Source organism: Streptomyces dioscori (assembly GCF_003024195.1).
GTDB lineage: Bacteria > Actinomycetota > Actinomycetes > Streptomycetales > Streptomycetaceae > Streptomyces > Streptomyces dioscori.
Window position 1 is genome coordinate 308,580 of record NZ_KZ679049.1, and the last position, 22,757, is coordinate 331,336.

21 protein-coding genes and 1 pseudogene are annotated in these 22,757 nt (G+C 72.2%); 7 read left to right on the forward strand and 15 right to left on the reverse strand.

From position 1 onward, the window contains the following. Window positions 1–8 precede the first annotated feature (8 nt). The gene (locus C6Y14_RS29075; RefSeq protein WP_107019807.1) at window positions 9–1,487 is read right to left on the reverse strand and encodes an aminotransferase-like domain-containing protein; all 1,479 of its coding nucleotides are present in this window, start codon (window positions 1,485–1,487) and stop codon (window positions 9–11) included. Between C6Y14_RS29075 and C6Y14_RS29080 the strand changes: the two genes are divergently transcribed. Both C6Y14_RS29080 and C6Y14_RS29085 read left to right on the forward strand, forming a co-directional pair. Further along, window positions 1,486–2,493: a DMT family transporter gene (locus C6Y14_RS29080; RefSeq protein ID WP_107019808.1), complete on the forward strand. Its 1,008-nt coding sequence runs from the start codon at window positions 1,486–1,488 to the stop codon at window positions 2,491–2,493. The genes C6Y14_RS29075 and C6Y14_RS29080 overlap by 2 nt on opposite strands. 93 nt (window positions 2,494–2,586) lie before the next feature. Continuing rightward, window positions 2,587–2,784: a DUF1918 domain-containing protein gene (locus tag C6Y14_RS29085; RefSeq protein WP_107019809.1), complete on the forward strand. Its 198-nt coding sequence runs from the start codon at window positions 2,587–2,589 to the stop codon at window positions 2,782–2,784. 37 nt (window positions 2,785–2,821) lie between these two features. On the opposite strand, the gene C6Y14_RS29090 is transcribed toward C6Y14_RS29085, so the two are convergent. Further along, on the reverse strand, window positions 2,822–4,120 hold the full coding sequence (locus C6Y14_RS29090; RefSeq protein WP_199854893.1) for a glycoside hydrolase family 10 protein: 1,299 nt from the start codon (window positions 4,118–4,120) through the stop codon (window positions 2,822–2,824). Between the two features lie 186 nt (window positions 4,121–4,306). Here C6Y14_RS29090 and C6Y14_RS29095 point away from each other — a divergent pair, with 186 nt between their 5' ends. Both C6Y14_RS29095 and C6Y14_RS29100 read left to right on the forward strand, forming a co-directional pair. Next, complete coding sequence (locus C6Y14_RS29095; RefSeq protein WP_199854894.1) at window positions 4,307–5,167, forward strand: 3-hydroxybutyryl-CoA dehydrogenase; 861 nt, start codon at window positions 4,307–4,309, stop codon at window positions 5,165–5,167. Between the two features lie 333 nt (window positions 5,168–5,500). Then, window positions 5,501–5,758, forward strand: coding sequence for a hypothetical protein (locus tag C6Y14_RS29100; protein ID WP_107019812.1), 258 nt, complete (start codon window positions 5,501–5,503; stop codon window positions 5,756–5,758). A 21-nt stretch (window positions 5,759–5,779) separates the two neighbouring features. On the opposite strand, the gene C6Y14_RS29105 is transcribed toward C6Y14_RS29100, so the two are convergent. The 10 genes and pseudogenes from C6Y14_RS29105 to infC form a co-directional block, all read right to left on the reverse strand. Then, the gene (locus C6Y14_RS29105; protein WP_107019813.1) at window positions 5,780–6,325 is read right to left on the reverse strand and encodes an NUDIX hydrolase; all 546 of its coding nucleotides are present in this window, start codon (window positions 6,323–6,325) and stop codon (window positions 5,780–5,782) included. Window positions 6,326–6,489: 164 nt separating this feature from the next. Further along, the gene (locus C6Y14_RS29110) at window positions 6,490–7,830 is read right to left on the reverse strand and encodes a transcriptional regulator (RefSeq protein ID WP_107019886.1); all 1,341 of its coding nucleotides are present in this window, start codon (window positions 7,828–7,830) and stop codon (window positions 6,490–6,492) included. 357 nt (window positions 7,831–8,187) lie between these two features. After that, window positions 8,188–9,333: a PP2C family protein-serine/threonine phosphatase gene (locus tag C6Y14_RS29115; protein ID WP_107019814.1), complete on the reverse strand. Its 1,146-nt coding sequence runs from the start codon at window positions 9,331–9,333 to the stop codon at window positions 8,188–8,190. A gap of 294 nt (window positions 9,334–9,627) precedes the next feature. Beyond that, a complete protein-coding gene (pheT, locus tag C6Y14_RS29120; protein WP_107019815.1) occupies window positions 9,628–12,129 on the reverse strand; it encodes a phenylalanine--tRNA ligase subunit beta in 2,502 nt (833 codons plus the stop codon). After that, complete coding sequence (gene pheS / locus C6Y14_RS29125) at window positions 12,129–13,271, reverse strand: phenylalanine--tRNA ligase subunit alpha (protein ID WP_107019816.1); 1,143 nt, start codon at window positions 13,269–13,271, stop codon at window positions 12,129–12,131. Before pheS ends, pheT begins: the two co-directional genes overlap by 1 nt. A gap of 198 nt (window positions 13,272–13,469) precedes the next feature. Continuing rightward, window positions 13,470–14,624, reverse strand: coding sequence for a sensor histidine kinase (locus tag C6Y14_RS29130; RefSeq protein ID WP_107019887.1), 1,155 nt, complete (start codon window positions 14,622–14,624; stop codon window positions 13,470–13,472). A 124-nt stretch (window positions 14,625–14,748) separates the two neighbouring features. Beyond that, a complete protein-coding gene (locus C6Y14_RS29135) occupies window positions 14,749–15,591 on the reverse strand; it encodes a TrmH family RNA methyltransferase (RefSeq protein ID WP_107019817.1) in 843 nt (280 codons plus the stop codon). Window positions 15,592–15,802: 211 nt separating this feature from the next. Then, a complete protein-coding gene (gene rplT, locus C6Y14_RS29140; RefSeq protein WP_107019818.1) occupies window positions 15,803–16,186 on the reverse strand; it encodes a 50S ribosomal protein L20 in 384 nt (127 codons plus the stop codon). 94 nt (window positions 16,187–16,280) lie between these two features. Then, window positions 16,281–16,475 carry a 50S ribosomal protein L35 gene (gene rpmI, locus C6Y14_RS29145; RefSeq protein ID WP_019065473.1) on the reverse strand — a complete coding sequence of 65 codons (195 nt, stop codon included), beginning with the start codon at window positions 16,473–16,475 and terminating at the stop codon, window positions 16,281–16,283. A 129-nt stretch (window positions 16,476–16,604) separates the two neighbouring features. Continuing rightward, window positions 16,605–17,307: pseudogene (infC, locus tag C6Y14_RS29150) on the reverse strand (translation initiation factor IF-3). Between the two features lie 400 nt (window positions 17,308–17,707). On the opposite strand from infC, the gene C6Y14_RS29160 reads away from it, so the two are divergent. Continuing rightward, a complete protein-coding gene (locus C6Y14_RS29160) occupies window positions 17,708–18,064 on the forward strand; it encodes a DUF1844 domain-containing protein (RefSeq protein WP_107019820.1) in 357 nt (118 codons plus the stop codon). A 29-nt stretch (window positions 18,065–18,093) separates the two neighbouring features. Here the strand turns inward: C6Y14_RS29160 and C6Y14_RS29165 are convergent, their stop codons facing one another. Beyond that, window positions 18,094–18,825, reverse strand: coding sequence for an SseB family protein (locus C6Y14_RS29165; RefSeq protein WP_107019821.1), 732 nt, complete (start codon window positions 18,823–18,825; stop codon window positions 18,094–18,096). Between the two features lie 212 nt (window positions 18,826–19,037). Here C6Y14_RS29165 and C6Y14_RS29170 point away from each other — a divergent pair, with 212 nt between their 5' ends. Further along, window positions 19,038–20,006 (forward strand): serine hydrolase, encoded by a 969-nt coding sequence (locus C6Y14_RS29170; protein ID WP_107019822.1) that lies wholly within the window; start codon window positions 19,038–19,040, stop codon window positions 20,004–20,006. 46 nt (window positions 20,007–20,052) lie between these two features. On the opposite strand, the gene mycP is transcribed toward C6Y14_RS29170, so the two are convergent. Both mycP and C6Y14_RS29180 read right to left on the reverse strand, forming a co-directional pair. After that, window positions 20,053–21,261: a type VII secretion-associated serine protease mycosin gene (mycP, locus tag C6Y14_RS29175; RefSeq protein ID WP_107019823.1), complete on the reverse strand. Its 1,209-nt coding sequence runs from the start codon at window positions 21,259–21,261 to the stop codon at window positions 20,053–20,055. Beyond that, on the reverse strand, window positions 21,258–22,187 hold the full coding sequence (locus C6Y14_RS29180; RefSeq protein WP_225891340.1) for a hypothetical protein: 930 nt from the start codon (window positions 22,185–22,187) through the stop codon (window positions 21,258–21,260). The genes mycP and C6Y14_RS29180 overlap by 4 nt, the downstream gene beginning before the upstream one ends. Here C6Y14_RS29180 and C6Y14_RS44230 point away from each other — a divergent pair. Then, window positions 22,162–22,311 (forward strand): hypothetical protein, encoded by a 150-nt coding sequence (locus tag C6Y14_RS44230; protein WP_159074332.1) that lies wholly within the window; start codon window positions 22,162–22,164, stop codon window positions 22,309–22,311. The two genes, C6Y14_RS29180 and C6Y14_RS44230, sit on opposite strands and share 26 nt — an antisense overlap. The last annotated feature ends 446 nt before the right edge of the window (window positions 22,312–22,757 follow it).

Here is a 22,757-nt window from a genome sequence, read left to right on the forward strand (position 1 = left end):
GTCGCAGGTCAGGCTTCCGCTGTCGAACCGGTTTCGGCGCAGGCCGCGCGCAGCCTGCGGACGCCCTCAGTGATCTCGGCGGTGCTCGCGACCGCCGCGAAGCTCAGGCGCAGGTGGGCCGCCGGGGGTTCGGCGCTGAAGTAGGGGCGGCCCGGGGTGACGGCCACGCCCGCGCGCAGGGCGGCGGACAGGAGCGCCGACTCTCCCCCGGAGCCGAAAGCCTGGGAGGTGCCCCCGGTGCCGTCGGGCAGGCGCAGCCACAGCTGGTAGCCGCCGGACGGGATGTGCGGCAGGGCGAGTTCGGGCAGCTGCAGGCGCAGCGCGGCGGCCATCGCGTCGCGCCGGACGCGCAGTTCGGCGGAGACGGCTCGCAGATGGCGGGGCCAGGCGGGCGAGCCGACGAGTTCGAGGGCCGCCTCCTGGAGGGGGCGCGGTACGAAGAAGGTGTCGACGACCTGGATGGCCCGCAGCCGTTCCAGTACGGGCCCGCGGGCGGCCAGCGCGCTCACGCGGAAGCTCGGCGAGGTGGCCTTGGTCAGCGAGCAGACGTGCACGACGACTCCGTCGGGGTCGTCCGAGGCCAGCGGACGCGGCAGCGGGCCCGCGTCCTCGTGCACGAGCCGGCGTACGAAGTCGTCCTCGATGACGAACGCGCCCGCCGCGCGAGCGATCCGCAGCACCTCGCCGCGCCGCTCGGGGGCGAGCACCGCGCCGGTCGGGTTCTGGAACAGCGGCTGGCAGACGAAGACGCGGGCGCCGGTGGCCCGGAAGGCGTCGGCGAGCAGGTCCGGTTTCACCCCGTCCCGGTCCACGGGCACGGGCACGGGCCGCAGTCCGGCCGCGCGGGCGATCGCCAGCATGCCGGGGTAGGTGGGCGACTCGACGAGGACCGGGGCGCCCGGCGGGGCGAGTGCGCGCAGGGCCGTGGTCAGCGCGGACTGGCCGCCGGCCGTGATGAGCACCTCGGCGGCGGTGATGGCGCCGCCGATGCCCCGCGCGAACCACTCACGCAGCTCAAGCAGTCCCTCCACCGGCGGGCGCGCCCAGACGCCCGGACGGCGGCCCGCCCGGGACAGCGCCGCGGCCATCGCCCGTTCCGGCTGCAGCGAGGGGTGCAGATAACCGCCGTTGAACTCGATGACTCCCGGCGGCGGCGCGGCCAGCGAGACGAGCACGCCCGAGGCGTCCACCGTGCGGGGTACGAGTTCGGTCGTGGCGTCCGCGCTGAGGGCGACCTCCTGCCAGGAGGTGTCCCCGACGGCGGGACCGGCGGCGCGCGGCTCGGCCCGGAACGCCCCCGCCCCGGGCCGGGTGACCACCAGGCCCTCGGCGGCGAGCCGGGCCAGCGCCCGGGACACGGTCACGGGGCTCACCCGGAACCGCTCGACGAGTACACGACTGGACGGCAGCTTTCCACCGGGAGAGTAGCGGTCCAGCTCGTTCCGCAGCCGATCGGCCAGTTCAGCGACGCTGCTACGCTCATGCATGAGAGCAGAGAATAGCGCTACCACGCGGACCTCGATAGCGGTGACCGGCACACCCCGTCCGTCCGGCACACCCCGTCCGCCGGGCGCACCCCGCGCATCCGGCACAACCGGCGGCCCTTCCGGGGACATCCGGGACTCCGGCCACGCGGATCCCCGTACCGGAACGCTCATGGCCGCGCTCGGTGTCGTCGCCTTCTCCCTCACCTTTCCCGCCACCGCGTGGGGCCTGGAGGGCTTCGGCCCCTGGTCGCTCGTGGCCGTGCGGAGCGTCCTGGCCGCGATCGTCGCGGGCGGCTGTCTGCTCGCCCTGCGCGTCCCGCTGCCCGGCCGCCGGCACTGGGCGGGGCTCGCCGTCGTCGCCGCCGGAGTCGTCCTCGGCTTCCCGATGCTCACCACCCTCGCCCTGGAGACGTCCACCACCGCGCACGCCGCGGTCGTCGTCGGCCTGCTCCCCCTGACCACCGCCCTGTTCTCCGCCCTGCGCGTCGGCACCCGCCCCTCCCGCACCTTCTGGGCGGCGGCGTCCGCGGGCGCCGCCGTGGTCATCGCGTTCACCGTGCAGCAGAGCGGCGGCGCCCTGAGCAGCGCGGACGCCTACCTCTTCGGCGCCCTCCTGATCTGCGCGGCGGGGTACACGGAGGGCGGCCGGCTGGCCCGCGTGATGCCGGGCTGGCAGGTCATCGGCTGGGCGCTGGTCCTGTGCCTGCCGCTCACCGTGCCGGTGGCGGCGATCGCCCTGTCGTACGAGCCCGTCGAGCTGACCGCGCACAGTGTGACCGGGCTGCTGTGGGTCGCGGTCGGCTCGCAGTTCGTCGGCCTGGTCGTCTGGTACCGCGGGATGGCGGCGATCGGCATACCGAAGGCCAGCCAGCTGCAGCTGGCACAGCCGCTGCTCACCCTGGTGTGGTCGGTGCTGCTCCTGGGCGAGCACCTGACCCCGGCCGCTCCGCTGACGGCGGCCGCCGTACTCGTCTGCATCGCGGTCACGCAACGGGCCCGGGGCTGACCGGTTCGTCCGGCCCGGCCCCAACGCGCGCCACCCGCCGTAGACTTGCGGTCACGAAGCGCCACTCCCGTGCGGAACGAGGAGGCCCCACAGATGCAGGCAACGGTAGGCGACCATCTGCTGGTGCACGGCAGGATCGTCGGGCAGCACGACCGGGTCGCGGAAGTCATCGAAGTGCTCGGGCAGAAGGGGAGTCCCCCGTACCGGGTCCGCTTCGAGGACGGTCACGAGTCCCTGATGTCACCCGGCCCCGACTGCGTGGTCCAGCACCACGAGGACACCCCCCGGTGAATGAGCGGGTGCGTCAACGCGTGAATCAGCGTGTGGATCAGCGTGAGGGCTTCGCCGGCTGCTGGTAGTGGTCGGCGACCACCCTCGCCATGGCACCGATCCGGTCGGCGGCCACTTCCTTGGCCGAGAAGAAGACATGTCCGGCCACCTGCGGATGGTCCGCGGCGAGAGTGAGATGCCCGGACAGCTCGGCCGGGTCCTGCCAGGCCGCGGGCTGCGCCGGGTCACCGGCCTTGTACAGCGCCTCGCCCACGTACAGCTTCGTCCTGGTGCCCTGCGCGACCTGCGACCACCAGGGGACGAGCTTCGCGTAGTCGGCCGCGGCGAAGCCGATGTTCCAGTACAGCTGTGGGCAGATGTAGTCGATCCAGTTCTCCCGGACCCATTTCCTGGTGTCCGCGTGCAGGTCGTCGTACGTCTGCACGCCGGCCCGGCTGTCCGAGCCCAGCGGGTCGGTCGTGGCGTTGCGCCACACCCCGAAGGGGCTGATCCCGAACCGCGTGCCGGGCCGGACCTCCTTGATCCGGGCGGCCGTCTCCAGCACCAGCCGGTCGATGTTGTCGCGCCGCCACGCGGCCCGGTCGGGGAACAGCCCGCCGTGCGCGGCGTACGCGGCGTCGTCGTCGAAGACCTGGCCCGCCACCGGGTACGGATAGAAGTAGTCGTCCCAGTGGACGGCGTCCACGGCGTACTTCTTCACCGCGTCCAGCATCGCGTCCTGCACGAAGGCGCGGACCTCGGGCAGACCGGGGTTGTAGTAGAGCTTCCCGCCGTAGGGCACGATCCAGTCGGGGTGCACGCGGGCCGGGTGCGAGGCGACGAGCCGCGTCGGGTCGGTGTGGTTGGCGACGCGGTACGGGTTGAACCAGGCGTGCAGTTCGAGCCCCCGCGCGTGGGCCTCCTCGACGGCGGTGCCCAGCGGGTCCCAGCCGGGGTCCTTGCCCTGGACCCCGGTCAGGTACTGCGCCCAGGGTTCGAAGGGTGAGGCCCACAGGGCGTCTGCGGTGGGGCGCACCTGGAAGATCACGGCGTTCAGCCGGCGCTCCACCGCCGTGTCGAGGTGCGCGAGCAGTTCGGCGCGCTGCTGCGCCGCGCTCAGGCCGGGCTTCGAGGGCCAGTCGCGGTTCGCCACGGTCGCCAGCCACATACCGCGCAGCGCGCCGGCCGGGTCCCGGCGCCGGTGCCGGCGGCCACCGTGCCCGCCTCTGCCTCCGCCGCCTCCGCCGCCGCCCCCTCCCCCGGACAGCTCCGCCGCCACGGCCACTCCCGCGGTGACGAGTCCCGACAGTCCGGCCGCCGCGGTGAACGCGAATCCCCGTCGTGACATACGCCCCATGCCGCACACCCCAAACGCAGTGGGTCCGCCCGGTCACGGACCGTCTACGTCGCACAGCATGCACGACCCGGCCCGCCGTACGTGGACAGATCCGGAGTAACGTGCGTGGCGTCGGCGGGTACCGGACAACGGACACCCGCCGGACCCATGACAGTGAGAGCGGACAGTGAGAGCGAAAGGGACGATGTGACCGACATCGAACGCGTCGGAGTGGTGGGCTGCGGCCAGATGGGAGCGGGCATCGCCGAGGTGTGCGCCCGCGCCGGCCTGGATGTGAAGGTCGCCGAGACCACTGGTGAGGCGTTGGAGATTGGCCGGACCCGGCTCTACAACTCGCTCTCCAAGGCCGCCGAGCGCGGCAAGATCTCCGAGGAGGAGCGGGACGCCACCCAGGCGCGCCTCTCCTTCACGACCGACCTCGGCGAGTTCTCCGACCGCGATCTGGTGATCGAGGCGGTCGTCGAGAACGAGCAGGTGAAGACGGAGATCTTCCAGGTGCTCGACCAGGTGGTGCTGCGGCAGGACGCGATCCTCTCCTCGAACACCTCCTCCATCCCGCTGGTGAAGCTCGCGGTCGCCACGTCGCGGCCCGACCAGGTCATCGGCATCCACTTCTTCAACCCGGCCCCGGTGCAGAAGCTCGTCGAACTGATCCCGGCGCTGACCACGTCCGAGGGCACCATCAGCCGGGCGCAGTCCCTGGTGGAGAAGGTCCTCGGCAAGCACGCGATCCGTGCGCAGGACCGGTCGGGCTTCGTGGTCAACGCGCTGCTGATCCCGTACCTGCTCTCCGCGATCCGGATGTTCGAGTCCGGTATGGCGAGCCGTGAGGACATCGACAACGGGATGGAGCTGGGGTGCGCGCACCCCATGGGGCCGCTCAAGCTGTCCGATCTGATCGGGCTCGACACGGTGGCTTCCGTCGCGTACTCGATGTACGAGGAGTACAAGGAGCCGCTGTACGCGGCTCCGCCGCTGCTTCAGCGGATGGTCGACGCGGGGCGTCTTGGGCGGAAGTCGGGGTCCGGGTTCTACACGTACCCGTAGGCGGCCCCGCCCGGCGGTTCGGGGGCTGCGGCTGCTTGTCGGGTGCGGGTCCGCTGTGGCTGGGCGCGCAGTTCCCCGCGCCCCTTAAAAGCAGGGGCGCCGGCGCCCCCTTAAGCGCCCGGGCCCTCGCCAAGCCGAAATAGTCACCCTCCGTATAAGTCTTGGCCTGTGCGGGCCCGGCTCTCTTTTGAGGGCCGGGCCCGCCGTATTCACACACCGTGTGCGCTCCGGGCCCGCATATGCCCCTCGCACACGCTCCCCACGCACCCACCAGCACTGTTGACTTTCCGTGCACATGTTAGGGATGTGACGACTACGGAAAGGAGCGGACACGTGACCGCCGACCCGGAGCATCCCGTGGTCCGAGGAGAAGTCGCAGAGTTACGTCGCCGTCTCGATGTGGCCCATGCCACCGTCGAGGGGTGCATGACTCTGCTCAGTCATCGCGCCGAACAGACCGCCAAGGAGCTCGACGACCTGAGTACCCGGGTCATCGCGCTGGAGCACACCCGCTGGCCGCTGCGCGCGGTCGCGGTCGTCACGGCAGTGGGCGCGCTGGCCGTGGCGGTCTGGCAGGCTCTGGGCCATTGAGCCCGTGGACGCGGTGGGGGATCAGGGCAAGGCGTCCTGCCCGAGCCTCAGATGGTGCAGGAGGAGCAGCGCGGCAGCCATATTGGCGGCCGGAACCTCACCGCGGGCGACCATGTCGGGAGCGAGCTTCAGGGGAACCCATTCCCGGCGGTCGGACTCGAAGTCGTCCACAGGATGCCCGATGTACGCGCCTTCGTCGGCCCAGTAGATGTGGTGCCGGGCGTCGGTGAGCCCGTTCGAGGGCTCGACGCTCATCAGATGGCGCAGAGGTCCCGGCCGCCAGCCGGTCTCCTCCTCCAGTTCGCGGGCCGCCGCGACGGCGATGTCCTCACCGTCCTCGACGACACCCGCGGGAAGCTCCCATCCCCAGCTGTCGGTGATGAAGCGGTGCCGCCACAGCAGCAGCACCTCGTTCGCCTCGTTCACGACAGTGGCCACGGCGACGGGACGCAGCCGTATTAAGAAGTGATCGAGATGCCGCCCGTCGGGCAATGCGACATCCGCGAGATTGACGCTGAACCAGCGATTTGCGTACACGATTTGTTCGTTCTGTTTCGTCCACTGCACTTTTCTGCCACCTTTCGACGGGTAGGTGGCAATATCGCAGCAGGAGTGTCCGCACAGCAGGCTCGCAGTGGGCCGCTACCGGCGCAGTGGCAGGCGCAGAGGCAGCCGCCGGGAGAGCTCGTGGCCCCCCGGGCGGTCGGGACGGTCGATGGTCGGAGCTGTTCCTAGAGCGGCACGCGCAGCGCTCCGTCGATGAGTTCGGCGGCCTCGGAGGTGCCCGCGCATCCGCTGGCCACCAGGTGTTCGCGTACCGCCCGCAGTCTGTCGCGCAGCCGCTGGGACTCCATCCCCCGGGCCCGTTCGGCCATTTCGACCGCGGTGACCACCGCTCTGTCGGCGTTGCCCTGGCGCAGTTCGATCTGGCTGAGCATGGCGAGCCGGTGCACCCTGCCCCGGTCGTGCGCCGGGTTGTCCACGGCTGCCGCGGCGTGCTCCTGGGCGGCGCTCAGGTCGCCGAGGCTCAACAGCGCCTCCGCCACCTGCACATTGACCAGACCGGGCTGGACATAACCGGTCTCGTCCGGCTCGTAGCCGCGCCGGATGCGGTCGGCGGCCTGCTCGGCCCGCCGGATGCAGGACAGCGCGCTGCTGCCGTCACCGAGGTGCGCGTACGCCTTGGCCTGCATCGCGGAGAGGTCCGACGCGAGCGCCGGCGTGATGTGGCGCCCCGCGGCGCGCAGCGCGGCCTCGGCGAAGGCGACCGCCTGCCGGTGCTCACGCATGAACAGCGCCTGGTTGACGAGCAGTGCGATCACATAGGCGCCGAGTCCCCTGTCCCCGCTGGCCTTCGCGAGCCTGAGCGCCTGGTGGAAGTAGCGCTGGGCGAGCCCGTGCGCGTCGGAGTCGTACGCGCAGATGCCGGCGATCGCCACCAGGCCGCCGGTGGCCCGGTGGAGCTGCCGGCCGGTGGCGTCGGTGTAGCTGCCGCGCAGGAGCGGCGCGGTCTCGGAGTTGAGGAATCCGACGATGCGCGTACGGGTCGCGACGCCGCCGGCCTTGCGGTACATCTGCTCGTAGTGGGCGCGGGCGGCGCGCAGCATCTCGATGTCGGACATGCGGACGCGGTGCCGTCCGCCGCGTGAGACGTCCACGTCCTCCGGCGGATTCTCCCACTCCCACACGGGCATCACGGCGGGTGTGCCGGTGACGGCGGGGGCGCCCAGTATGTGCGGGCGCTGCTGTTCGTCGGAGCGCCACAGGGCGGTGGCCCGCTCGACGAAGCCGGAGAGCGTCGTACCGTGCGGTGTGGCCGGTTCGCCGGGTACGCCGAGGCCGATGTCGTCGAGCGTGACGGGCCGTTGGAGGCGGGTGGCGAGGACCTCGCAGATCAGGTCGGGCACCTGGCCGCGGGGGCGCTGGCCCTTCAACCAACGGGCCACGGCGGTGTGTTCGTAGCGGAGTGCGAGACCGCGCACCCGTCCTGCCTGGTTCACATGGGCCGCGAGTCCCGCGTGGGAGATTCCGGCCTCGTCGAGGATCGCGTCGAGCAGAGTGTTGGGCTGCATGAAGGCCATCCGATGGCTGGGTGCAGACGGTGCTTTTCAACCTAGCGCCTCTCCCTTCACACGGGGTGTGAACGGAGTGCCCGGATCCGGGCAGTGTGCGCGCTGTCGCGGAGAGTGGTGAGCCGGTTGACTGAACTGCCTCGCAAGAGGCCGGCCGGGCCGCCGGCTCCCCCTCGTACAGTGCGGCGGCCCGGAATTACGCCGTCCGTCCCGCTGCCTGCCCGACACTCCGTGGCGGGCGGACGGTGCCGTTCCACTGGGCTGGGCTTGGCAACTGGGCGTTTGCTGTCGGGTGCGGGTTCGATGTGGCTGGTCGCGCTCACGCGGCGGAGCCGCATATGTCACAGCCCCGCGCCCCTAGAGGGGCGTTGCCAGTTGCTCTCGGTGGGCTGTCTGAACCTGGGTTCTGCCGTTGGCCACTACCAACAGGGCCACGTCGTCCGTCGGGAAACCGTCTGCGTGGGCCAGCAGCTGGGTGAAGACCGTGCCCAGGACCTCCTGGGGGGCGGTCGGGTGGGTGCGGGTCGCCTCGGTCAGGGCGGCGGGGAGGGGGAAGAAGCGGCCCTGGCTGTCGCGGGCGTCCTCGACACCGTCCGTGTACAGGAACAGTGCCTCGCCCGGCAGCAGGGGTCCGCAGCGGACGACGGGCAGTTCGGTCGGGAGCGGGAAGGCCCCGAGCGGCGGCAGCGGATCACCGAACCCCAGATGCTCCACCCGGTCCCCTCCCCCGGCCCCGCCCCCGCCCCCGCGCAGCAGATACGGCCATGGATGCCCGCAGTTGAGGGCGCGCATCTCGCCGTCGCGGCCGATCTCCAGCAGCAGCACGGTGACGAACTCCTCGGCGACCGGGCTGTCGGGGTCGGGTCCGGACGGCCCGGACGAGGGGTGCCCGGCCTTGGCTCGCTCCCTGAGGTGCCGGGCCATGGCACGCTCCAGTCTGCGCAGCACGCCGGGGAGTTCGGGTTCGTCGTGGACGGCCTCGCGGAAGCTGCCCAGTACGGCGGCGACAGTTCCGATGGCGGCCAGTCCGTGCCCGCGGACGTCGCCCATCACGACCCGGACGCCGTGCTCCGTACCGATCACCTCGTACAGGTCGCCGCCGACACTGGCCCCTCGGTCCGCGGAGACCTGGGCGGCGGCGACGTTCAGGCCGTCGACGCTGGGCGGCAGCGGACGCAGGAGGACGCCCTGAGCGGCCCCCGCCACTCTGCGGATCTGCCGCAACTCGCGCAGCAGCCCTCGTCTGACGTGCAGGATCAGTCCTGTGCCGACGGCGAAGAACACGGCGCAGGTGGCGATCCGCGCGCCGAGCCCGTTCTGCTGGGCGAGCGGACAGGCCAGTTTGTAGGTGATCGCCACCGCGCCCCAGGCGGTGGGCAGTCCCAGCGCGAGCAGCCGGCGCAGCCGCTGCCGACGGCGGGCGCCGGCCCTGGTGCGACCGAATGTCAGGTGTTTCCCCCGGGGCCCCGCCCGACGGGGCACCCCAGCCTTGCTACGGATCATGCCGACGGCCCCCCTAGGCCCTGTCCAGCACAGGCACCGGCCACTTCGGCCGGGTCGATTCTGTCGACCCCACCCCCCGCCCACCCCGAACCCCCCACACTTGTCACCCAAATGAGTGATCCCCCACAAACACCACAAAGGACGCCCCCACAAGGAGGCGCCCTCAGCACTCAAGCGGCGCGGGAACCCGCGCGCCCAGCCCCCGAAGGGGCGCGGGGAACTGCGCGACCGGCCACGATGCACCCGCACCCGACCAGCGACCGCAGTCCCCCGCCACCACACCAACTAGCGGAGCTAACTCCGCAGAACAGCCCCCGTACGCGAGCCCGCCAGGGCAACCGCCGCATCCCGCGCGGCAGACGCCTCGTCCACGGTCAACGTGCGATCCCCCGCGCGGAAGCGCAGCGCGTAAGCGAGCGACTTCCGCCCCTCACCGAGCTGCTCCCCCTCATACACGTCGAACAGCCGCACGGACTCCAGGAGTTCACCCGCGCCCTCACGCAACGCGGCCTCGACGTCGGCGGCCGGGACGTCCCGGTCGACGACGAGCGCGACATCCTGCGTGGCGACGGGGAACGTGGAGATGCGCGGCGCGGCCGGCACACCGACGCCCGCCTGCTCCAGCAGATCGAGCTCGATCTCCATGGCGCAGCTGCGCTCCGGCAGATGCAGCGCCTTGACGACCCGCGGGTGCAGCTCACCGGCGTGACCGACGAGCGTCTCCACGCCGTCCACCGTGACGTACAGCGCGGCGCAGCGCCCCGGGTGCCAGGGCGCGTGCCGGTCACCGCGCACGGTCAGTTCGACACCGGCCTCCCGGGCGACGGTACGCGCGGCCTCGACCGCGTCCGCCCAGTCGGCCGGACGGCCCTTGCCCCACCAGCCGGCCTGCTCACGGGCGCCCGCGAGGACGACGGCGGCGCGGCGCGGCTGCCGCGGCAGCGCGGAGTCGATCCCGGCGATCTCCTCGTCGGTGGGCCGGCGGTCGACGGGCAGCCGCTCGGCCTTGTGCTCCTGACCGGTCGGCCGGAAGACCAGACCGGTCTCGAAGAGCGCGAGGTCGTGCGAGCCCCGGCCGTCGTTGCGGCGCAGCGCGCCGAGGAGCCCCGGCAGCAGCGTCGTACGCATCGCGGGCTCTTCGTCGGAGAGCGGGTTGGCGAGCGTCACCACGGTGCGGCGCGGGTCGTCAGCGTCCAGGCCGAGCTGGTCGAGCACCTCGGTGCCGATGAACGGGTAGTTCAGCGCCTCCACGTACCCGGCGCCGGCCAGCGCGCGGCCGACCCGGCGGTGCAGCCGCTGCCGGTCGGTCAGGCCCAGGCCCGCGGGGGGCTTGGGCAGCGTCGAGGGCAGGTTCTCGTAGCCTTCGAGCCGGATGACCTCTTCGGCCAGGTCGTTCGGGTCGGTGAGGTCGGGCCGCCACGACGGCACGGTGACGATCAGCTCGTCCTGGCCGTAGACGTCGCAGCCGACCTGCTGGAGGCGGCGTACGACGGTCTCGCGGCCGTAGTCGACGCCCGCGACCTTGTCGGGGTGGTTCGCCGGGATGGTGATGGTGTGCGGCGCGGACGGGGAGATGACCTGGGTGACACCCGCGTCGGCGGTGCCGCCCGCGAGGAGGACCAGCAGGTCGACCGTGCGCTGCGCGGCGGCGGCAGCGGCCTCGGGGTCGACGCCCCGCTCGAAGCGCTTGGACGCCTCGGAGGCCAGCTTGTGCCGGCGGGCCGTACGCGCGATGGAGATCGGGTCGAAGTGCGCGGCCTCGACGACGACCTCGGTGGTGGTGCCCTCGGTGTCGTCGATCTCGGTGTTGGCCCCGCCCATGACACCCGCGAGACCGATGGGCCCGCGGTCGTCGGTGATGACGAGGTCCCCGGCGTCGAGCGTGCGCTTGGCGCCGTCGAGGGTGACGAGCTTCTCGCCCTGCTCGGCCCGGCGCACCCCGATCGCACCCTGGATGCGGGAGCGGTCGTACGCGTGCAGGGGCTGGCCGAGCTCCAGCATCACGTAGTTGGTGATGTCGACGGCCAGCGAGATCGGGCGCATGCCGGCCTTCTGGAGGCGGCGCGTCAGCCAGATCGGGGAGCTCGCCTCGGGCGACAGACCGGTGACGGTCCGTGCGGTGAAGCGGTCGCAGCCCAGCGGGTCGGCGACCTGGACCGGGTACCCGAAGGCGTTCGGGCCGGGCACGTCGAGCAGCGCCGGGTCGCGGAGGTCGAGGCCGTAGGCGGTGGCGGCCTCACGGGCCACACCGCGCATCGACAGGGCGTAGCCGCGGTCGGGCGTGACGGCGATGTCGAGGACCTCGTCGACCAGTTCCAGCAGCTCGATCGCGTCCGTGCCGACCTCGTGCTCGGGCGGCAGGACGATGATGCCGCCGCTGCCGTCGTCGCCCATGCCCAGCTCGTCGCCGGAGCAGATCATGCCGTGCGAGGTCTTGCCGTACGTCTTGCGCGCGGCGATCGCGAAGTCGCCGGGCAGGACGGCGCCGGGCAGGACCACGACGACCTTGTCGCCGACGGCGAAGTTGCGGGCGCCGCAGACGATCTCCTGCGGTTCACCCGTGCCGTTGGCGCTGCCGACGTCGACGGTGCAGAAGCGGATGGGCTTCTTGAAGCCCTCCAGCTCCTCGATGGTCAGCACCTTGCCGACGACGAGCGGCCCCTTGAGGCCGGCGCCGAGCTGCTCGACCCGCTCGACCTCAAGGCCTGCGGACACGAGCTTGGCCTGCACGTCGCGGCCGGTCTCGGTGGCGGGGAGGTCGACGTACTCCCGCAGCCAGGAAAGCGGGACCCGCATCAGATCTCCATCCCGAACGGCCGGGTGAACCGGACGTCACCCTCGACCATGTCTCGCATGTCTTCGACGTTGTGGCGGAACATCAGCATCCGCTCGATGCCGAACCCGAAGGCGAATCCGCTGTACTTCTGGGGGTCCACACCGCAGGCGGTGAGCACCCGCGGGTTGACCATGCCGCAGCCGCCCAGCTCGATCCAGCCCTCGCTGGAGCAGGTGCGGCAGGGACGGTCGGGGTTGCCGACGGACTCGCCCTTGCAGACGTAGCAGAGCATGTCCATCTCGGCGGACGGCTCGGTGAAGGGGAAGAAGTTCGGCCGCAGCCGGGTCTTCATGTCGGCCCCGAAGAGCGAGCGGACCATGTGGTCCAGGGTGCCCTTGAGGTCGGCCATGGTCAGGCCCTCGTCGATGGCGAGCAGCTCGATCTGGTGGAAGACCGGGGTGTGCGTGGCGTCCAGCTCGTCCGTGCGGTACACGCGGCCGGGGCACACGATGTAGACGGGCGGCTCGCGGTCCAGCATGGCGCGGGCCTGCACCGGCGAGGTGTGGGTGCGCAGCACGACCCCGGACTCGTCGCCGGAGCCCTCGGCGCCCCGCGCGCCCTTCGCGCCCTGGACGAAGAAGGTGTCCTGCATCTGCCGGGCCGGGTGGTCCGGGGTGAAGTTGAGGGCGTCGAAGTTGAACCACTCCGCCTCGACCTCGGGGCCCTCGGCGATCTCGTATCCCATGGACACGAAGACGTCCGCGACCCGCTCCATCATGGTGGTCAGCGGGTGCCGGGCGCCGGCCGGTACGCGGTCGTGGGGCAGCGTGACGTCCACGGCCTCCTCGACCAGCACACGGGCGTCCCGCTCGGCCTCCAGTTCGACCTGGCGGGCGGCGAGTGCCTTGTTCACCGCGCCGCGGGCCTGGCCGACGAGCTTGCCGGCGGCGGCCTTGGCGTGCGGGGGCAGGGCGCCGATCTCGCGGTTGGCGAGGGCCAGCGGCGAGGCGCCCCCGGTGTGGGCGACCTTGGCCTCCTGGAGCGTGTCGAGGTCACCGGCGGCGGCGAAGGCGGCGAGCGCCTCGTCCCGCATGCGCTCGATCTCTTCCGGTTTCAGTGCCTCGACCTCAACAGGGTCGTACGACTTGTTCGGTGCCGACATCTCTTCCCGTGCTTCCGATTGGTTGGCCGACGGTCCCCGTCGTGACTCGCGGGACGCTGTGTCCCTGAAAAGCCCTGTCCCTGAAATGGGGACACAAAAGTGCCAAAGGCCAAGTCTAACGGGGGTGAGTGCCCGGCTCGGACGCCTGGTCCGGGCCGGGCCGGGTGTGCGAATGCGCCCGTGGGGGCCGCTTCGGCGTTACTGCAGATACGCCGGGGTGCCCACGGGCAGCGTAAATCGGAACTGTGCGCCGCCCTCGGGGGCGCGGCCGACGGTGATGGTGCCGCCGTGGGCTTCGACGATGCCCTTGACGATGTACAGCCCGAGGCCGGTGCCGCCGCGCTTGCTGCCCCGCCAGAAGCGGGTGAAGACGCGGTTCATGGACTCCTCCGGGATTCCGGGGCCCTCGTCGCTCACCGTGACCGACGTGCAGACGTCCTCCCCTTCGCGGGGCGACGGCGCGGGCTCCACGTCGATGGTGACGGTTCCCTCGCCGTGCCGCACCGCATTTTCCAGCAGATTGCTGAGGACCTGGTCGACCTTGTCGGGGTCGGCCCACAGGTCGGGCAGCGGCTGGCCGATGCGCAGCAGGAAGCGGTCGGCGGACTGTCCTGAGGCCACGTACGCCTGGATGTGGCGGCCGACGGCGGCGCCTATGTCCACCGGCTGCCGCCGTACCTCAAGGCGCCCGGAGTCGATGCGGGAGATGTCGAGGAGTTCGGCGATGAGGCGGGTGACCCGGTTGGCGTCCGCGTCGACCGTCTCCAGCATCAGCTTCTTCTGGTCGTCGGTGAAGCGCTCCCACTTGGCGAGCAGTGTGGCGGTGAAGCCCTTGACGGAGGTGAGCGGCGAGCGCAGTTCGTGGGCGACCGTGGCGATCAGCTCGGCGTGGCTGCGCTCGGTGCGGCGGCGGCCCTCGGTGTCGCGGAGCGAGACGACGACCCGGCGGACCGGTCCGGTGGGCCGCACCCGTACGTACCGCGCCGTGACCAGGACCTCGCGGCCGCCGGGAAGCAGGAGGTTGCGCTCGGGCTGCCCGACCCGGATCGCGAGTCCGCCGTACGGGTCCGTCAGCTGCCACCAGCGGCGGCCTTCGAGGTCCTCCAGGGGCAGGGCCCGCTCCAGATGGTGGCCGAGTGCCTCGGCGGCCGGGGTGGCGGTGATCCGGGCGGCGGCGGCGTTGAAGCAGATCACCCGGCCGCGTTCGTCGGCGATCACGAGGCCGTCGGGGAGGTCGTCGGGGTCGATGCCGAGCTCTTGGATGCTCGCGGGATCGGCGTGCCGGGGCGCGGGCGCGCTCCGCACCTCGTGTGCCCGCAGCGCGCTCTGCGCACCGCTCGTGCCGACACTCATCCCCGTACCCCACCTCTCGTCCGGCATCCGGGGCCAACCTCCCTGCTCAAGCGCAGCCGAGAGCTTGGGGGGCGGGTCCCCGGGCCCGTCACCCTACTAGCTGGGAGTGACCGGACGGACCCCCTCAGGAACGAGCACGGCGGGCACGCTGCGCGCGAGCCGACGCGTAGAGACATACGGCGGCGGCCGTCGCGAGGTTCAGGCTTTCGGCCTTGCCGTGGATCGGTACGCGCACGACGGCGTCCGCCAGCGCACGCGTCTCCGCCGGGAGCCCCCACGCCTCGTTGCCGAAGACCCAGGCGGTCGGCCCGCCCATGGTGCCCTTGTCGAGTTCGTCGTCGAGGTCGTCCTCGCCCGCGCCGTCGGCGGCCAGGATGCGTACGCCGGCGTCCCTGAGCCCTTGCACGGCCTGCTCCACGGGGACGCCGACCGCGACGGGCAGGTGGAACAGCGAGCCGACCGACGCCCGTACGGACTTGGGGTTGTAGAGGTCGACGGAGGCGTCGGTGAGGACGACGGCGTCGGCGCCGGCCGCGTCGGCGCAGCGCAGCACGGTGCCCGCGTTGCCGGGGTCCCGGACGTGCGCCAGGACGGCGACCAGCTTGGGCCGGGCCGCGACGATCTCTTCGAAGGGGGTGTCCAGGAAGCGGCAGATGCCGACGAGTCCCTGCGGGGTGACGGTCGTCGAGATGTCCGCGATCACGTCGTCGTCGGCGAGGTGCAGCCGGGCTCCGGCGTCCCGGGCCTCCCCCACGATGTCGGCGTACCGCTCGGCGGCGTCGACCGTGGCGAACAGTTCGACGAGCGCGGGTTCGCCGCCGACGCGGTGGGCGGCGGCCTCCCGTACGGCCTGGGGGCCCTCGGCGAGGAACAGCCGCTCCTTGCCCCGGAAGCTGCGCCTGGCGAGCCGCCGGGCGGCGGAGACGCGCTGCGAGCGGGGGGAGATCAGCTCGGGGCCGGTGGGCATGGCTTCACCTTCGGTTCACGGGCAGCGGCGGAGCGCCCTCTGTTGTTTCCGCCGCGGCGGTGCTCTGCCACGACGGCGGATTCCGGCGGTGCCGATCCGGCCGACTCCACGCGCAGCGAGAAGAAACCACATGAGAACAAAACAAATGTGGGCCCGCAGCCGTGAGGCGAGCGAGCCCACACACAGGTTCCGGCCGAGGCCAGCGCCAGCGTCACGCAGCCTTGGGCGCGTTGACGTCCGACGGCAAAGCCTTCTGCGCGACCTCGACGAGCGCGGCGAACGCGCCCGCGTCGTTGACGGCCAGCTCCGCGAGGATCTTGCGGTCCACCTCGATGTTGGCGGCGTTCAGACCCTGGATGAGGCGGTTGTACGTCATGCCGTTCTGGCGGGCCGCAGCGTTGATGCGCTGGATCCACAGCCGGCGGAAGTCGCCCTTGCGCTTCTTGCGGTCGTTGTAGTTGTAGACCAGGGAGTGGGTGACCTGCTCCTTGGCCTTGCGGTACAGACGCGAACGCTGACCGCGGTAGCCGCTGGCGGCTTCGAGGATCGCCCGGCGCTTCTTGTGGGCGTTGACTGCCCGCTTGACGCGTGCCACTTGTTAACTCCTTGTAGCGGGACCGTGGTGGTCGTCACACGGTCCGAAATCGACTGGGTCCCGGTCCTGACGTGCGGCGCCGAAGCGCCGGACGTCACTTGCCGAGAAGCTTCTTGATCTTCTTGGCGTCGCCCGGGGCCATCTCGGCGTTGCCGGTGAGGCGGCGCGTCACGCGCGACGACTTGTGCTCAAGCAGGTGGCGCTTGCCGGCACGCTCGCGGAGCACCTTGCCGGAGCCGGTGATCTTGAAGCGCTTGCTGGCACCGCTGTGCGACTTGTTCTTCGGCATGGCGCCGTTCTCTCCTCGTCGGTGGCGTTCCTGTGCCCGGTCGTCAGACCGGGCACAACGGAACGTCATATGTATCGGTTGACGTCCCCGGACTCGCGTCCGGAAACCCCTGGGACTCGCACCCCGGGATCAGGCTTCGGCGGGAGCCTCGGCCGGGGCCTCTGCGGCCTCGGTCGCGGCGACCTCCTCGTCGGAGATGTCGTCACCCGCGTGGTTCTGCGACTTGCCCGGGTTGGCCTTCGCCTCCGCCTTGCGGGCCGCCTGGGCCTCGCGGGCTTCGGCCATCGCCTCTGTCTTCTTCTTGTGCGGGCCGAGAACCATGATCATGTTTCGGCCGTCCTGCTTCGGGTTCGACTCGACGAACCCGAGGTCCTCGACGTCCGAGGCGAGCCGCTGCAGCAGTCGGTAGCCGAGTTCCGGCCTGGACTGCTCGCGACCACGGAACATGATCGTGATCTTGACCTTGTCGCCCTGCTTGAGGAACCGGACGACGTGACCCTTCTTGGTGTCATAGTCGTGCGGGTCGATCTTCGGCCGGAGCTTCATCTCCTTGATGACCGTGTGCGCCTGGTTCTTGCGCGCCTCACGGGCCTTCATGGCCGACTCGTACTTGAACTTGCCGTAGTCCATGAGCTTGCAGACCGGCGGACGCGCGGTCGCGGCCACCTCGACCAGGTCGAGGTCGTACTCCTGCGCAAGCTCCAGGGCCTTGGCAAGCGGAACAATCCCGACCTGCTCACCGCTGGGACCGACAAGTCGTACCTCGGGAACGCGAATCCGGTCGTTGATGCGGGGCTCGGCGCTGATGGATCCTCCTCGGATAGCACCACACGGCTGTCTGGCAGACAGCTCGCGTACGTCTTCTCACTGAACCAACCGCCATGGGACATGAAAAATGCCCCGGACGGGACACAGGCGGTGGCTCCAAGGATGACCGGAGCACCGCCGCGGTCAACCGCGGGGCGCATATCCAGCGGCTCCATCGTCCGTACGGAACGATGGGGGCCGCCTGACCGGGTGACCCGCCTTCCCGGAGGATGGTCGGGTGGGAGTTCGGAGCCTCCACTTGTGGGCCGGGCACAGGAGTGTCCGGCCGGTCGTTACACAAGGTTAGCAGTTCCCCCCGGGTGGTGCGAATCGGTGTGCGCGCACCGGTTCCGGCTCTCGCGCGCGCGGGGTGTACGCGTCTCCCGCGGGCGGGGCCCGGCGGGCCGGGGCCTATCGTGTGGGGCATGAGTGACACCCCTCCTGAGTCCCCCGGTTTCGACGACATGACCCGCGACATCGCCGAGGTCCCCGCGGTCGAGGTCCTGGTCACGGTCGCCGTGAACCTGATGAGCGCCGCCGCCGTGAAGCTCGGCCTGTCCGAGGAGGGCGACAAGTACAAGGACCTCGACGAGGCCCGCAAGCTGGTCCACGCCCTGGCCGGGCTGCTCGACGCGAGCGCGACCGAGATCAGCTCCTTCCACGCCTCGCCGCTGCGCGACGGCCTGAAGTCGCTGCAGCTGGCGTTCCGCGAGGCGTCGCTGGTCCCGGACGAGCCGGGCCAGGGCCCGGGCGAGAAGTACACGGGTCCGGTCTACGGCTGATACCGACCGCCTCCTCGCACGGGGCGTATCTACTGGCGTACGTACAGGGGCTCGCCCGGTGGCGTCGCCTCGGCCGGCAGGAGTGCCAGGTCGAGGCCGCGCACCAGGCGGGCCCTCAGTGTCTCGTCGGCCGCGAGCCGCCGGGCGACGGCCTGCGCGGCGCCGGCCGGGTCGGCGGCCGGGTCCAGCACGAGGGCCAGGGTGCCGTCGGCCCGCCCGGGGCCGAGGTGGGCGCGCAGCACCAGGGGCTCGGCGGCGACCGCGGCGCGTACCGCGGCGACCACGGCGGGGTCGGCCAGCGGGTCCGTCGTCGTACGCCCCTCGGCGAGCGCCAGCAGCGCCGGTCCTGTCAGCTCGTACGCGACCGGTCCCGCCAGGTCCAGGACGACCGTGTCGGCCTTCTCGTGCGCGGCGGCCTGGAGGGCCTGGCGCAGGGGTACGGCGACGGGGCGGGCCGCCGGGTCCCAGCGGGCCAGCGACTCCGTGGAGGTGAAGGCGGGCAGCGCGGTGCGGTCGCCGGCCTTCAGGGTGGGGACGGCCATGTCGCTGGTCTTCTCGCGGCGCAGACCGTTCTCGTCCTCCTCGACCTCGCCGAGCACGGCGACGACCGGTACGAGGAGCCGCGCGTCCTTGAGGGCCGCCAGGACGGGGCCGTGCGCGGACCTGTCCTCGGCCCAGGCCGCGAGCGCCGCGCTCAGCCGGGGGTCGGCGGAGCCGTCGTCGTCGGAGAAACCGGGGTCGGGGATGTTCTTGTTCGCCACGGGAGCCGAGCCTATCGGTGGCGCCCGCCCAGCTGATCCGCCGGGCCGACCGCTTGATCCGCCGGCCGACCGCGCGCTTTGCCCGTCCCTGCCCGCGCCTGTCCGTCCCGGAAACAGGCTGTTCACCGGACTCAGGGGTTTCTCAGCGATCCCTGACACGCTTCTCACACGCGTCTAACCGGGCGCACAGTGGCACGCCCCAGGCTCGCGGCATGTTCCCTCACAGAGCACGCCGGCACGGTGACCGCCCGTCCCGCGCCAGGCCGCTCGGGCACGCGGCGATCGCCTCCCTCGTCCTGCTCGGCGCCACGGCCTCGGGGACGGTGTACGTGACGGCGCGGGCGCACGACGCCGGTGAACTCGTATCCTCCTCGGCGTCCCGGACGACAGCCACCAAGGAGGCGACCGTGGAACCTGTGACGGCACCCACGTCGGCGGAGCCCGCCTCCGTGTCCGGGGACGCGCTGCTCGCCGAGGCGATGGAGTCCGTCCCTGTGGAGGCCGGTGCGCGGCTGTCGGTGGCGGTGCTGGACACGGAGTCCGGGCTGAGCGCGGTGTACGGGGACGCGGCCTTCGACACCGCGAGCATCGTGAAGGCCGACATCCTGGCCGCGCTGCTGCTGCAGGCGCAGGACGCGGGGCGGGAGCTCACCGCGCAGGAGAGGACGTACGCCTCCGCGATGATCCGCGACAGCGACAACGCGTCCGCCACCGCGCTGTGGAAGGCGATCGGTCAGGCGCGGGGGCTGGCGGCGGCCAACGCGCGTCTCGGCCTCGACGACACCGAGGGCGGCGACGGAGCGCTGTGGGGACTGACGCAGACCACGGCCGCCGATCAACTCACCCTGCTGGGGCAGGTGTTCGGGGATACGGCCGACTCGGAGCTGGACGCGGGCTCCCGGTCGTATCTGCGGGGGCTGATGGGTGACATCGCCGCGGGGCAGGACTGGGGGGTGTCGGCCGCGGGGCCGGCCGGGTTCGCCCTGAAGAACGGGTGGCTGCCGCGGACCGCGACCGGACTGTGGGACATCAACAGCGTCGGGCGGGTGGAGGCGGACGGCCGCGAGTACCTCGTCGCGGTGCTGTCGGACGGCAACTCCACGAAGGCCGAGGGGATCTCGATGGTGGAGGCGGCGGCGAAGGCCGCAGTGCGCGCCCTGACGGAGCCCTCCGAGAACTGAGGCTCGCCGCAGGTCGCTGAGGCTTACGGGATGTCGGAGTGGCGGCTTACGGGGTGTCGGGGTGGCGGGGCCGTCTGCTGCCTCGCCAGAGGATGGTCGCCATGACGAGGAGGACGCCGCCGACGCTGCCCGCCAGGGGGCCTGCCCAGGCGGTCGAGGGTCCGTCGTCCTCGGCGGTGTCGGGGCCCTTGCCGAAGTACTGGTCGGAGTTGGCCGCCGCCCTCAGGTTCTCCGGCTTCAGACCGGCCGCCGCCTTGATGGCGGCCGCCGGGTCCACGAAGCCGTATCCCAGGGAGTCGTCACGGCCGCCGGAGGGTGCGTTGCGGGCCGTGTCCTCAAGGAGGTCCTTGATCTGCGCCGGGGACAGCCCGGGGTGCGCGGCCTTGACCAGGGCGACGGCCCCGGAGACGAAGGCCGAGGCGGCGCTGGTGCCCCAGCCCTCGTAGTACTTGCGGTCCGGATCGGCTATCACCACGTCGACGCCGGGGGCGCTGACCGTGGCGTACCAGCGGCGGGTGGAGAACGAGGCGCGGGTCCCGTAGCGGTCGACGGCGGTCGCGGCGATCACACCCGGGTAGGCCGCCGGGTACGAGATGTGGTCGCCCTTCTCGCCGCCGTTGCCGGCCGAGGCGATGACGGCGGCGCCCTTCTTCAGGGCGTACTGCACGGCGGCGTCCTCGGCGGGCTCCGGGTGGGCGGACTTGGAGTCGTCGCCGAGGGAGAGGTTGATGACGTCGGCGCCGTGGTCCGCGGCCCAGCGGATGCCTTCGGCGAGGGCGTTGCCGCGGGTGTTGCGGGCCTTGCCGCGGGCCGAGTCGCCGTCTTCGAGGATCACGCGGACCGGGAGGATCTTCGCCTCGGGGGCGATGCCCATGACTCCCTCGTCGCTGCCCGAGCCGTGTCCGTGGCCCGCGATGATGCCGGCCATCGCCGTGCCGTGCCGGGCCCAGGGGCGGTCTCCGCGGCCGGCGCCGAAACCGACCATGTCCTTGCCGTCGAGGACGTTGCCCGCGAGGTCGGGGTGTTCGTCGTCGACACCCGTGTCGAGGACGGCGACGGTGATGCCCGCGCCCTTCGTCGTCTGCCACGCCTCGGTCGTGTGCATCGCCTCCAGCGCCCACTGCTTGGCGCGGATGCCGTCGGCGTGGGCGGCGGTGGAGGGCAGGAGGGCGAGGCCCGCGGCCAGCGTGACGACCAGCAGGCCCCTCGCGCGGGGCGGCGCTCCGCGGGCTCCGCGCGGGGTCCGGGGGCTCATGACGGCTTCTCCGTGGCCGAGTCGACGGTCTTGCGGAGGCTGCGCTCGACGCGGTCGGCGAGGCCCTGCGCGTCGTGGCCGAGGCCCGCCTGGGCGGGCGCGGTGGTGGCGCCGGCCTTCATCGCGTCCGCGGCGGGCTGCGGCTCGCCGACGGGACGGCCGTCGGCGAAGCCGGAGACCGCGTAGGTGACGACCGGGGCGTCGGTCAGGACCGACAGGGCCCACGACGCGCGCTGGCCGTCACCGAAGCCCTCGGCGACGGTGCCCTTCGCCGCGTACGTACGGGGCATGAGGTCGCCCCGGCTGTCGAGCTTCTGCTCCTCGAAGCGGCGGTGCAGTACGGCCATGGCGGCGGAGTCCGCCTTCGTGAACAGCAGGCCGACCGTGGTGACGTGGCTGCGGGTCGCGTCCGTGTACGTGGCCCGCAGGAGGCGCAGGCAGCCGGCGGGCGCGAGGGCCTTCTGCAGGAGCGGGTCGAAGGCGTCGCCGCAGCCGCTGTCGGGGGCGACGGCGATACGGGTCCAGGTGCGGTCGGAGCCGCCGGGGCCCGCGCCGTCGCCCTTGACCGTGGGCGGGAAGAGTTCGTCGACGGGCACGCTGTGCCAGAGGTCGCCGGCCGCGGTGAACGCGTCCGGCTTCCCGGCTCCGTCCGAGCTGTCCCCGGTGAGCCAACTCCCGGTCAGCGCACCGCCGATGAGCCCGAGCCCCAGCACCACGCAGGCCGCGGCGGCGGCCACGCTGCTGCGCCGGCGGGGGCCCGTCGGACGCACCCGCGCGGTGTCGGCGTCGTACGTGTCCGGGTCCGCGAGGGACACGAACGGCCTGAGCGGCGGCTCGGCGGGGGGCGCGGGTGCGTGCCGGACCGCACCCGCGAAGGGCTCCCCGGTGAAGGACTCCCCGATGAACGGCTCACCGGGCCCGGACATCGCCCTGCCGGACGGAGCCGTACGCGGCGGCGCCGGGGCAGGCTCGGCGGGAACGGGCCGCAACCGGGTCGTGGTCTCCGACGGAGGCTGCGCGTCCGCCCCACCCCGCCCCACGAAGGCCTGATGGGCCCCGGGCACCGGCGGCGGCGCGAAGGCCCGCAACGACGGCCCGCCACCGGCCCCCTGACCGACGTCATCACCGGCCGCACGGGACTCGCTCCGGTCGGGTCGCTGCCCTGAGGTGCCACCGGCCGTTCGGGGCTCGGCCCGATCGGCGCCGGGCCGTTGCGCGTAGCCGCCGCCGACCCCTCCGGGCGCGCCCGGAGGACGGGCCGGGGCCGCACCGGACCACTGCGTGCTGTCGCCACCAGCCGCTCCGGCGACGGGCCGCGGCGCGGTGTCGCCACCGGCCGCCCGGGACTCGCCCCGAGCGGCGCCGGGCCGCTGCGCGGAGCTGCCGTCGGCGGCTCCGGGCGCGGTCGCAGGACGAGCTGGGGCCCCGCCAAGCCACTGCGCGGCGTCGCCGCCCACCGCACGGGACTCGGCCCGATCGGGGGCGGGCCGTCGCGC